The sequence below is a fragment of the Mesorhizobium sp. M5C.F.Ca.IN.020.29.1.1 genome (assembly GCF_003997375.1).
Taxonomy (GTDB): Bacteria; Pseudomonadota; Alphaproteobacteria; order Rhizobiales; family Rhizobiaceae; genus Mesorhizobium; species Mesorhizobium wenxiniae.
Genome location: NZ_RZSW01000167.1, coordinates 1 through 11,235, shown reverse-complemented (window position 1 = coordinate 11,235; position 11,235 = coordinate 1). Strand labels below are relative to the sequence as shown.

The window sequence follows — 11,235 nt, the reverse complement described above, 5'->3', positions numbered from 1 at the left end:
GCCCGAGCCACCGGCTTGCCGCACCCGGTCCGAAGCGGGTGCCGATCACAGTAGAGCCGGGTGTCAGCGTAGAGAGGGCAACGGCCACGTCGGGGCCTGCTACGACCAGATCGCCGTCGATCCAGGTGATGTCGACGCAACCGTCTGGGACCACGGCCGATAAGCTCCCCGCGTCCGGACGCAATGTATTGGACCAGACACACAGGAAATGCCTTTCGAGTGCGGCCGGAGGATCGAACTCGCGGTACTCCCCGATCGCCCCTGAAAGGACGGGTGTGTTGTCGTCAGACGTCACGAGCCTCTCCTGTGAGGAACACTTTCTAAGGCATCGTACTCTTCGGTCCCCGAAATCTATCGCGGTGGCGGCGTGCTTCAACCCGTGCTGTCGTTCTCGATCAAGCCCTGCATCGCATGGTTGCGACGCCAGGCGGAACTGGGCAGCGGAACTGGGCATTTGTCGAGGATTCCACCAATCGTGGAGCGGTCGTGAGCGGAGTCGCGACCTTGGTGCATGCGCGGCTCGCGCCCCGGCCGACGATTTCGCACCGATTGCCGCATGACATCATTTTTACTATCCCGATGCCTGCAGAGGACTGCTTGGCATGAGCAGTTTCGACAGATTTTCCTTGCAGGGGCGCCATTTGCGTTCTGGTTTCGGGGTCATCTTGATCACGGCAGATCAGGCGGTTTGCCGGCCTTGTTCTCAAGCCATCTCTTGACGCGCGGGAACCATACACGTTAGGCGTTCGGGCACCCCACGCGAACGATTGGCGACCAAGCAAGGAAATTCCAGCTGATGGAAATTTTTACCGCCTCTGGCCTCGCGGCTCTGCTCCAGGTCATCGCCATCGACCTTGTGCTTGCCGGCGACAATGCCATCGTCATCGGCCTTGCCGCGGCAGGCCTGCCGTCGGACCAGCGCAAGAAGGCGATTCTCGTCGGCATTGCGGCGGCCACCGTGCTTCGCATCTTCTTCGCACTAATCACCCAGTGGCTCCTCACAATCGGCCCCATTCTTCTCATAGCCGGCGGCCTGCTGCTGCTTTGGGTGTGCTGGAAGATGTGGCGCGAACTCCGTGTCAGCCACGAGCAGGAACATGACGCGACGGAATCGTTGTCGAATGTCGATTACGACAAGAGCGGGACGATCGGCGGCAAAGGGCCGCGCAAGACCTTTGCTCAGGCAGCCTGGCAGATCGTCATTGCCGACGTTTCGATGTCTCTCGATAACGTCCTTGCAGTCGCAGGCGCGGCAATGGACCATCCGACGGTCCTGATCATCGGCTTGGCGCTGTCGATTGCGCTGATGGGCTTCGCCGCTTCGTTTGTCGCACGCCTCCTCCATAAGTACCGCTGGATTGCTTATATCGGCCTCGTGATCATTCTCTACGTCGCCGTGAAGATGCTTCTGGATGGTGCCGTGCAGCAGTTCCCCGAACAGTTTGCGTTCCTGGCGCCGTGGTTCGGACCGGGCGGTCATTGAACTTGACCCTTTAGCAGCGCAGGCCCGCCGAGCGGCGCCAAGCCATTCCCCGGTTTGCTTGATTGCGGAACTATGCTATTGCGCCGTGCAAATTGAGCTTCTGCGAAAGTTCTAAAGATCAACATGTATCGAGACTTCCGGGCCGGGCCTTAGGGTTTCCGGCCCGCGTCCATTGGAAACCGCACATGTCTGCCCCTCGCATCAGCTTCGTAAGCCTTGGATGCCCGAAAGCCCTCGTGGACTCGGAGCGCATCATCACGCGCCTGCGCGCCGAAGGCTACGAGATCGCGCGCAAACATGACGGCGCCGATCTGGTCGTCGTCAACACCTGCGGCTTTCTCGATTCGGCTCGTGATGAATCGCTCAATGCCATCGGCTCCGCCCTTTCGGAGAACGGCAGGGTCATCGTCACCGGCTGTCTAGGCGCCGAACCTGACGTAATCCGCGAGAAACACCCCAACGTTCTCGCCATCACCGGTCCGCAGGCCTACGAGAGCGTGATGGCTGCAGTGCATGAGGCAGCACCCCCGAGCCACGATCCCTACATCGACCTTTTGCCGCCGCAAGGCGTCAAGCTCACGCCGCGCCACTATGCCTATCTCAAGATTTCGGAAGGCTGCAATAACCGCTGCACCTTCTGCATCATTCCGGCGCTGCGCGGCGACCTCGCCTCGCGACCGGCGGCCGACGTTTTGCGCGAAGCCGAGAAACTGGCCAAGGCCGGCGTTAAGGAGATACTGGTCATTTCGCAGGACACCAGCGCCTACGGCATCGACATCAAATACCAGACCAGCATGTTCGGCGATCGCGAAGTGCGGGCAAAATTCCTCGATCTGTCGGAGGAACTCGGCAAGCTCGGCGTTTGGGTACGCATGCACTATGTCTACCCCTACCCGCATGTCGCCGATGTCATCCCGCTGATGGCCGAAGGAAAGATCCTTCCCTACCTGGACATTCCGTTCCAGCACGCCTCGCCGCAGGTGCTGAAGAACATGCGCCGGCCTGCCCATGGCGAAAAGACTCTCGACCGCATTCGCGGCTGGCGCGAAATCTGTCCGGATCTGGCGATCCGCTCCACCTTCATCGTCGGCTTCCCCGGCGAGACCGACGACGATTTCGAAATGCTGCTCGACTGGCTGGACGAAGCGAAGATCGATCGCGCCGGATGTTTCAAATACGAGCCTGTCAGGGGCGCCCGCTCCAATGATCTCGGCCTCGAACAGGTACCGCAGGAGATCAAGGAGGCGCGTTGGCACCGCTTCATGCAGCGCCAGCAGAAGATCTCGGCGACGCAGCTCGCCAGGAAGGTCGGCAAGCGCCTGCCTGTCCTGATCGACGAGGCGCATGGCACCTCGGCGAAGGGCCGCACCAAATACGACGCGCCCGAAATCGACGGCTCGGTGCATATCCAGTCGCGGCGCCCGTTGCGTGCCGGCGACATCGTCACCGCCAAGATCGACCGTGCCGACGCCTACGATCTCTACGGTTCGGCGGTCTGATCGCCGGCGGGGCGAAGACCCTTTCTGCTAGAGCATTTTGCAGCCAAAGGTCTTCGTTTGGCGTCCGACAAAATGCTTTAAAATAGAGTTAGAGCCCGGTTTTGGTTCGACCAAAACGCAAAGCGCTCTAGGACGTGACTGTTTCGCTTGCACGGATAAGCATCCGCCTGAGCCAGGCGTGACCGGAGTCGCTGTCGTTCCTCCGATGCCATAGCAGAGTTTCCTGATAACCGAAGTAGTCGAAGGGCAGCGGAAAAGAGCGCACGCGCGGCCAATTCGTCAGCCGGATCACGTTTACCGACAAGGTGCAGATCATGTCCGTCTGGGCGATGATCGCCGGCACGGCGAGCGCATAAGGCAGGCTCATTGCGACGGTCCGTTTCAGGCCGCGGTCGTCCAGAAGGCGATCAATGTAGCCCTTCAGATCGCCGACATGAGTGACCAGCAAGTGCGGATACTTCAGAAAGAGTTCGAGCGTCATCGCGTCGCGGATCTCAGGATGCTCTGCCGAGACGATCGATAGCCAGTTCACGTGGAAGAGTGATGCACGTTTGATCGTTGTCGGCGCATCGGGCAGGATAGTGATCGCAAGGTCTATCGAGCCCTTCTCGAGACAATCGACGATTTCCTGTCGGTGTAGGCTGCGCAGGACGATCGAAATTCTCGGCGCCGCTGAACGGAGCACCGGCATCAGTCTGGGCATTAAAGTCGCCGCGATGTGATCGGTGGTCGCGATCCTGAAGATGCGACCCGATCGCTCCGGCGAGAACTGGCCGAACCCTCCCAGCGCATCCTGGATCTGCCGTAGCGCGGCCCGGATCGGATCGGCGAGGTCGAGCGCCTTTTCGGTCGGCCGCACGCCATCGGCATGACGGACGAAGAGATCATCGGCGAAGAGCCGACGCAGATGGGCGAGGCGCTTGCTCATCGCTGGCTGGCTGAGCCCGATACGGGCTGCCGCCGCGCTCACGCTGCCTTCACTGAGCAGAGCGTCAAAGGCGACAAGCAGGTTCAGATCGATCGAAGCCAGATTCATGTTGGACCTCCGAACTCTTATTACTGAAAGGAATATTCAGATGTCAAATATCGATTTGACGACTGAAAGCGAACCCCGAAAATAGGCGCCTTCAATCGATATGGAGACATCCATGCGACGCTGTTCTCTCGCTGCTATTCTTCTATTCCTGATGCCGAACCTCTCAAGCGCTCAGCCGGCCGAAAGTCGCGGAGGGATCGTCTTTGCGTTGTCGGATGTCGATATGGTGCCGACCGTCTACGAGACGGGCGAGCTCGGGCCTCCAGATCCTCACAATCGGGATACGCTGTCCATCATCACCTCGCCGACAGAGCGGTCTCGCCCTGTTGCGATGACGGAGGTTTCGAATTCGACCTATGGGCCGCCCGGAGCACTAGACGTCTCCCTGGATGGCCAGTTCGTTTTCGTCGCCGAAACCTTCCGTCAACGCTCCGAACGGGCGACCCGCCTCGACGAGTTGCAGCAAGGCGACACGATCCGATCGCTCCAGTTCGATGGCGGCCACTCGGCGGTGGTCGACAGCGTGAGGATCGGAATCCAGCCGCAGGCGATCCATCTCAATCCTGCTGGCGATCTCATCGCCGCAATTGCTGCCGACGCCGAACACGAACTCACTTTCGTTCCGGTCAGAGAGGGTCGGTTCGGCCAAGCATCCAGCTTCGGTCTCGGTCTTGAGCCGTCAACGGGTTTCATTCCATTGAAAGCGACCTGGGTGCAGTGGCATCCAAGCGGCCGGTATGTCGGGGTCAATCTCGTCGACCGTGGTCAGGTTGCCTTCTACGAGGTGCTGCGCGGAGAGGACGGAGCAGTTTCTGCTATTCGTCCCTGGGGCAATCGCATCCAGACGAACAAGTTCCCGTTTGTCGGCCGCTTTTCGCCGGACGGCCGCTACTACATCACCTCCGATGTTCAATGGGGAATCGATACGGCTGGTTTCTATGGCGTTCAGGAGGGCATCCTCACCACAGTCCGGCTTGCCGATGTCGGGACGACGGGCGACGCAGCAAGGCACACCGTGCCTCACATCGCGCTTGGTGGCTGGGGCGCCGAGACGATCGCCTTCAGCCCCGACGGCCGCTTTCTTGTCACGTCCAATCTTCGCGGCACCGGTAAGCCAGATGGCTCGCGCGACTGGACGGAGCACGCGTCGCTCAGCCTCTATCAGCTGGACTCTGAAACAGGACGGCTATCGCCGCACGGCGAATGGCCGCTCGCAGGCGTGCTGCCGCAAGGACTCGCTTTTGATCGCACGGGACAAAAGCTCTTCGTTGGCGTGAACCGTTACCGCAATGAGGAAGCGCCGCTTGGCGGCGCCGTCGAGATATGGCAGATCACTACGGATGGGCGCCCGGCGCTCGCTCCCACATCGGATCGTATCAGGCTGCCTACGGGCGTTCACACGATAGTCGCCCGCTGAACTTTCGTGAGTGGGATTCGCAAGCCGGGCAGGTAAACCTTCGAAGCTCTGCAGATGAAAAGAGGGCGCCCAAAGGCGCCCTCTCCTGTTCCGGCGAAAGCCGGCCGAGCCAAGGCTTGCGCTTACTGCGGCAGCTTGTCGTCGACGCCCTTGACGTAGAAGTTCATGCCGAGCAGCGTGGCGTCGTCGGCGACTTCGCCGTCCTTCAGCCACGGCGTTCCGTCCTGCTTGGCAATCGGCCCGGTGAAAGGATTCCATCCGTCGATAATCTTCTTCTCGGTGGCTTCCGCCATCGCCTTCACGTCGTCGGGCATGTTGGTGTAAGGGGCCATCTTAACGGCGCCGTCCTTGATGCCCAGCCAGACATTGCCGGGCTTCCAGGTGCCGTCGAGTGCAGCCTTCACCCGGCCGATATAATACGGCCCCCAATCGTCGACGATCGAGGTCAACTGTGCCTTGGGAGCGAACTTGATCATGTCCGAAGACTGGCCGAAGCCCTGTAGGCCTCGCTCTTCGGCGACTTGCAGGGGAGCGGTCGAGTCGGTGTGCTGGACGATGATGTCGGCGCCCTGGTCGAACAGAGCCTTGGCGGCATCGGCTTCCTTGCCCGGATCGAACCATGAATTTACCCAGACGATTTTCGCCTTGAAATCTGGCTTGATTGACTGGGCACCGAGCATGAAGGAATTAATGCCCATCACCACCTCAGGAATCGGGAACGAAACGATGTAGCCCGCGACGCCCGACTTCGATTGCTTGGCGGCGATCTGGCCGAGGATGTAGCGGCCTTCGTAGAAACGTGCGTTGTAGATGCCGAGGTTTTCGGCCGTCTTGTAGCCGGTCGCGTGTTCGAACATAACGTCGGGGAACTTCTTGGCGACCTTTACTTCGGGGTCCATGAAGCCGAAGGACGTGCCGAAAATGATCTTGCATCCTTCGCGCGCCAGGCGCTCGAAGGCACGATCGGCATCGGGACCCTCGGAGACGTTCTCCAGATATGCGGTCTCGACCTTGTCGCCGAGTGCCTTCTCTACGTCCAGGCGGCCCTGGTCATGCTGGTACGAATAGCCGAAATCACCGATCGGGCCGGTATAGACCCAACAGGCTTTCAGTTTTTCCTGCGCTTCGGCGGTCGCTGCCAGCGACAATGCTGCCGCCGCGGCCATCAGCGCAATAAGCAGTTTTTTCATCGTGTTACCTCTCTGAGTTAAGCCTTGGAGCTTCCCGTTTGTCTTTTATTGTCAACGATCTGGAACGAATGGCTGCCCCAAGGAAGCCGGTGTGTTCATCATCGTCAAACGCTTGTTGCGCGAGATTAGAACGAGAACCACGATGGTTGCCAGATAGGGCAACGAAGAAAGCAGTTGCGAGGGAACCGGAATGCCAAAAGCCTGTGCATGAAGCTGGCCGATCCATACCGCGCCGAAGATATAGGCGCCAGCCAGCACCCGCCATGGCCGCCATGATGCGAATACGACCAGCGCCAGTGCGATCCAGCCGCGCCCGGCGGTCATGTTCTCCACCCATTGCGGCGTATAGACCAGCGACAGGTGGCCCCCGGCAAGGCCTGCACAGGCGCCGCCGAAGATCACCGCCAGATAGCGGTAGCGGATGACCTGGATGCCAAGGGCATGGGCCGATGTGTGGCTGTCGCCGATCGAGCGCAGCGTGAGCCCGGTGCGGGTCTTGAACAGGAACCACATGACGGCGGCGGTCAATGCAACCGAGATGTAGAAGATCGGGTCCTGGCCGAACAACAACCTGCCGATGACGGGGATCGCTGTCAGGCCGGGAATGTCGAGGTTTGGCAGCCTCGCGCCGGGCTGGCCGACAAAGCTGGTGCCCATCATGCCGGAAAGCCCCAGGCCGAGCAATGTCAGCGACAGGCCGGTCGCCACCTGGTTTGTGGCCAGCGACAACGTCATGACAGCGAACAGCAGCGAAAACACCGCACCCAAGGCGATCGCCGTCAACAACCCGATCCACGGCGATCCGGTGAGATAGCCGGCGCCGAAACCGCCGACCGCCCCCATGATCATCATGCCTTCGACACCGAGATTGAGCACGCCGGAACGTTCGACCACCAGCTCGCCGATCGCCGCGATCAGCAACGGCGTCGCCGCGGTTGCGATGGTCAAAAGAATGTTGACGGTGATGTCCATCAGCGGGCCTCCTCCAGCTTCGGCGCGGATTCAAGCTTCGGCGCGGCAAAACCGATCAAGCGAATGCGGTAGTGAATGAGCGTGTCGCAGCCGAGCACGAAGAACAGGAGCATGCCCTGGAACACGCGCGCCACCTTGTCGGAGATGCCGAGCGCGCTTTGCACCGCCTCGCCACCGAGATAGGTCAGTGCCAGCACCAGGCCAGCAGCGACGATGCCGAGCGGATTGAGCCGGCCGAGGAACGCCACGATGATGGCGGCAAAGCCGTAGCCGGGCGAGATCACCGGTTGCAGCTGGCCGATGGCTCCGGAGACTTCCGAGATGCCGGCAAGCCCGGCCAGTGCACCCGACAGCATGAAGGCGAAGAACACCATCCGGTTGATACCGAAGCCGGCGAAGCGCCCTGCCCTGGGGCTTGAGCCGAGCACGCGAACCTCAAAGCCTTTCAGCATGCGGCTCATCAAGATCCAGACCAGCACCGCCGCGACCAGCGCGAACACGAAACCCCAATTGGCACGGCCGGAGGCCGGCATCAGTTCCGGCAATATGGCCGAGTCGTTGAACTGTATCGTCTGCGGGAAATTGAAACCCTTCGGATCGCGCCACGGCCCACGCACCAGCCAGTCGAGGAACAGCTGCGCGACATAGACCAGCATTAGGCTGGTCAGGATCTCGTTGGTGTTGAAGCGCGTCTTGAGCAAGGCGGGAATGGCGGCGTAGGCGGCACCGCCGACCATGCCGAACAGCAGCATCAGCGGCAGCACCAGCGGGCCTTCAAACTGGGGAAACAGCACCGGAATGCTCGAGCCGACGATGCCGCCCAGGATGAATTGGCCTTCCGCGCCGATGTTCCAGATGTTGGCCCTGTAGCAAACCGACAGGCCGACCCCGATCAGGATGAGCGGTGCCGCCTTGATCGCCAGCTCATGCAGCTGCCAGACCTGACTGACCGGCTCGAGGAAGTAAATTTGGAACGCCTTCAAAGGATTGACGCCAAGCAGTGCGAACAGGATGGCGCCGGCGATGATCGTCAACACGAATGCAATGAAGGGCGACAGCGCCGAGAACAGCATCGAGCGCTGCGGCCGTTTGACGAGTTCGAGGCGCATCATGACGTCTCCAGAGCGTGTTCGGCGTGGCCTGGCTCGGCCCCGCCCATCAGCAGTCCTATCTTTTCGAACGTGGCCTCAGCGATCGGCAAAGGCTTCGACAATTCGCCATTGTGCATCACCGCGATCGCGTCGGATATCTCGAACAGTTCGTCGAGGTCCTGACTGATGACCAGCACTGCCGAGCCGCTGCGCGCCAATTCGATCAGCGTCTGGCGAATGTGGGCGGCGGCACCGGCGTCGACGCCCCATGTCGGCTGATTGACGACCATGACGCTTGGCCTGCGGTCGAGTTCGCGGCCGACAATGAATTTCTGCAGATTGCCGCCTGAAAGCGCTGCCGCCTCCGGATCCAGGGCGCTCTTGCGCACATCCATCGCCTTGATGATGCGCTGGGCAGCGGCATAGATCGCATCGCTTTTGACCATTCCGCCGGCGCCGACAAACACCTTGCCGTCGGTGGCATGGCGCGACAGCAGCAGGTTTTCCGAAAGCTTCATGCGGGGTGCTGCACCGTGGCCGAGCCGCTCTTCCGGCACGAAGGCAGCGCCCATCAGCCGCCTGCCGGTGATGCTGAGGCCGCCGGCATCCTTGCCGCGGATGCGCACCGAGGCGGCATCCTGCTGCGGGACCTCGCCGGAAACGGATTCGAAGAACTCGCCCTGGCCGTTGCCGGCAACGCCTGCAATGCCGATCACTTCGCCGGCGCGTACCGTCAGGTTGATATTCCTGAGCGGGATCGAGAACGGCGTTGCCGGCCTGCGGCTGAGTGCGCGGATTTCAAGCAGCGACTGCGCGGTCTCAATACCCTGAACCGGCGCGCGCACAACGGCCTGAACGTCGTTGCCGACCATCATGCGTGCCAGCGATGCCGCGGTTTCCTTGCGCGGGTTGCAATGGCCAACCACCTTGCCGTGGCGCAGCACGGTGGCGCGGTCGCAGATGCGCTTGACCTCTTCCAGCCGGTGCGAAATGTAGAGGATGGACTTTCCTTCCGAGCGCAACCGTTCGAGCGTCTCGAACAGCTTGTCGGCTTCCTGCGGCGTCAGCACTGAAGTCGGCTCGTCGAGAATGATGAGCTGCGGCGTCTGCAGAAGACAACGGATAATCTCTATACGCTGGCGCTCACCGACCGACAGGTCGCCGACCAGCGATTGCGGGTCGAGCGGCAGGCCGTAGCTGTAGGAAAGCGCCCTCGCCTTCGCGGCGATCGTGCTGATTGGCGAACCGTCATCCAGCGACAGCGCGATGTTCTCGGCCGCCGTCAGTGCCTCGAACAACGAAAAATGCTGGAACACCATGCCGATGCCGAGCTTCTTCGCGAAGCCGGGATTGCTGATCGTGACCGCCTGACCGTTCCAGAAAATCTCGCCCGAATTGGGCTCCAATGTTCCGAACAGCATTTTGACGAGCGTCGACTTGCCGGCGCCGTTCTCGCCGAGCAATGCGTGGATTTCGCCTTTTGCGACGTTGAGATCGATATGGTCGCACGCTGTCAGCGTGCCGAACGTCTTGGTAAGGCCACGAACCTCAAGCAGGTCTGCGTCGTCCTGATTTGCACTCACAGTGCCTCCCATCTGGTTTGCCAGATATGTTCTGTGTTCCCGCAGGCATGGTATGCGCGGCCTGCTGTCATCGCAAAGCGGCACCCGTCTTGAAAGAGCTTCAAGAATTTCAGCGGAAACTCAAGGGATAGCAAGGCTCAGGGGATAAGAATGGTTGTCCCGGTCGTCCTGCGGCCCTCAAGGTCGGAATGCGCCTTGCCGGCATCCTTGAGCGCGTAGCGCTGGTTGATCTTGATCTCGACCGCGCCGCTGAGCACGATTTCGAACAGCGCGGCGGCGGACGCCTCCAGGTCTTCGCGCTTGGCGTTGTAGACGAACAGCGTCGGACGGGTTGCGAACAGCGAACCTTTCTGCGCCAGCAACGACATGCTGAACGGCGGGACCGGCCCCGACGATTGACCGAAGCTCGCGAACATGCCGAGCGGCTTCAGGCAGTCGAGCGAGGCCGGAAAGGTGTCGTTGCCTACCGAATCATAGACGACGTCGCACTTCTTGCCACCGGTGATGGCGAGAACGCCGGCGACGAAGTCCTGCTCGCGGTAGTTGATGACGTGGTCGAAGCCATGCGCCTTGGCGAGCTCGATCTTGTCGGCGGAGCTGGCGGTACCGATCACGGTTGCGCCAAGATGCTTGGCCCATTGGCCAAGGATCAGCCCGACGCCGCCGGCCGCGGCGTGAAACAGAATCGTGTCGCCCGCCTTCACCTTGAAGGTACGGCGCAGCAGATATTCCGCTGTCATCCCTTTCAGCATCATGGCGGCCGCCTGTTCGTCGCTGATGCCGTCCGGCACCTTGACCACGCGGTCGGCGGCGATCACGCGCTGCTCGGCATAGGCGCCAGTCGTCACGGCGTAGGCGATGCGATCGCCCGGCATCAGCCAGTCGAGATCCGCGCCGACTTCCACCACCACCCCCGCCGCCTCGCTGCCGGGTATCAGCGGGAAACCGCCTGGCGGCGGATAAA

Annotated in this window: 10 protein-coding genes; 3 read left to right on the top strand and 7 right to left on the bottom strand. The window is 61.2% G+C overall.

What is annotated here, in order from left to right:
* A partial coding sequence (locus EOA85_RS38110; RefSeq protein WP_348627909.1) for a DUF6597 domain-containing transcriptional factor occupies window positions 1-295 on the bottom strand: 295 nt, incomplete at its 3' end.
* A 501-nt stretch (window positions 296-796) separates the two neighbouring features.
* Between EOA85_RS38110 and EOA85_RS15380 the strand changes: the two genes are divergently transcribed.
* Window positions 797-1,483, top strand: coding sequence for a TerC family protein (locus EOA85_RS15380; RefSeq protein WP_029352456.1), 687 nt, complete (start codon window positions 797-799; stop codon window positions 1,481-1,483).
* Between the two features lie 185 nt (window positions 1,484-1,668).
* Window positions 1,669-2,982: a 30S ribosomal protein S12 methylthiotransferase RimO gene (gene rimO / locus EOA85_RS15375; RefSeq protein ID WP_127210095.1), complete on the top strand. Its 1,314-nt coding sequence runs from the start codon at window positions 1,669-1,671 to the stop codon at window positions 2,980-2,982.
* A gap of 127 nt (window positions 2,983-3,109) precedes the next feature.
* On the opposite strand, the gene EOA85_RS15370 is transcribed toward rimO, so the two are convergent.
* Window positions 3,110-4,018, bottom strand: coding sequence for a LysR family transcriptional regulator (locus EOA85_RS15370; RefSeq protein WP_127210093.1), 909 nt, complete (start codon window positions 4,016-4,018; stop codon window positions 3,110-3,112).
* Window positions 4,019-4,130: 112 nt separating this feature from the next.
* Between EOA85_RS15370 and EOA85_RS15365 the strand changes: the two genes are divergently transcribed.
* Window positions 4,131-5,435: a beta-propeller fold lactonase family protein gene (locus EOA85_RS15365; protein WP_164759677.1), complete on the top strand. Its 1,305-nt coding sequence runs from the start codon at window positions 4,131-4,133 to the stop codon at window positions 5,433-5,435.
* A gap of 122 nt (window positions 5,436-5,557) precedes the next feature.
* On the opposite strand, the gene EOA85_RS15360 is transcribed toward EOA85_RS15365, so the two are convergent.
* The 5 genes from EOA85_RS15360 to EOA85_RS15340 all read right to left on the bottom strand — a co-directional run.
* The gene (locus EOA85_RS15360) at window positions 5,558-6,625 is read right to left on the bottom strand and encodes a BMP family ABC transporter substrate-binding protein (protein WP_127210089.1); all 1,068 of its coding nucleotides are present in this window, start codon (window positions 6,623-6,625) and stop codon (window positions 5,558-5,560) included.
* Between the two features lie 51 nt (window positions 6,626-6,676).
* Window positions 6,677-7,597 carry an ABC transporter permease gene (locus tag EOA85_RS15355; RefSeq protein ID WP_127210087.1) on the bottom strand — a complete coding sequence of 307 codons (921 nt, stop codon included), beginning with the start codon at window positions 7,595-7,597 and terminating at the stop codon, window positions 6,677-6,679.
* Window positions 7,597-8,709 (bottom strand): ABC transporter permease, encoded by a 1,113-nt coding sequence (locus tag EOA85_RS15350; protein ID WP_065010037.1) that lies wholly within the window; start codon window positions 8,707-8,709, stop codon window positions 7,597-7,599. The genes EOA85_RS15355 and EOA85_RS15350 overlap by 1 nt, the downstream gene beginning before the upstream one ends.
* On the bottom strand, window positions 8,706-10,283 hold the full coding sequence (locus EOA85_RS15345) for an ABC transporter ATP-binding protein (RefSeq protein WP_164759676.1): 1,578 nt from the start codon (window positions 10,281-10,283) through the stop codon (window positions 8,706-8,708). The genes EOA85_RS15350 and EOA85_RS15345 overlap by 4 nt, the downstream gene beginning before the upstream one ends.
* A gap of 125 nt (window positions 10,284-10,408) precedes the next feature.
* On the bottom strand, window positions 10,409-11,235 hold an 827-nt coding region (locus EOA85_RS15340), incomplete at its 5' end, for a quinone oxidoreductase (RefSeq protein WP_164759675.1).

Bases quoted from the DNA above. Each gene is read 5' to 3' on its own strand.
- EOA85_RS15380 (WP_029352456.1), top strand. From the start codon at position 797: ATGGAAATTTTTACCGCCTCTGGCCTCGCGGCTCTGCTCCAGGTCATC.
- rimO (WP_127210095.1), top strand. From the start codon at position 1,669: ATGTCTGCCCCTCGCATCAGCTTCGTAAGCCTTGGATGCCCGAAAGCC.
- EOA85_RS15370 (WP_127210093.1), bottom strand. From the start codon at position 4,018: ATGAATCTGGCTTCGATCGATCTGAACCTGCTTGTCGCCTTTGACGCT.
- EOA85_RS15365 (WP_164759677.1), top strand. From the start codon at position 4,131: ATGCGACGCTGTTCTCTCGCTGCTATTCTTCTATTCCTGATGCCGAAC.
- EOA85_RS15360 (WP_127210089.1), bottom strand. From the start codon at position 6,625: ATGAAAAAACTGCTTATTGCGCTGATGGCCGCGGCGGCAGCATTGTCG.
- EOA85_RS15355 (WP_127210087.1), bottom strand. From the start codon at position 7,597: ATGGACATCACCGTCAACATTCTTTTGACCATCGCAACCGCGGCGACG.
- EOA85_RS15350 (WP_065010037.1), bottom strand. From the start codon at position 8,709: ATGATGCGCCTCGAACTCGTCAAACGGCCGCAGCGCTCGATGCTGTTC.
- EOA85_RS15345 (WP_164759676.1), bottom strand. From the start codon at position 10,283: ATGGGAGGCACTGTGAGTGCAAATCAGGACGACGCAGACCTGCTTGAG.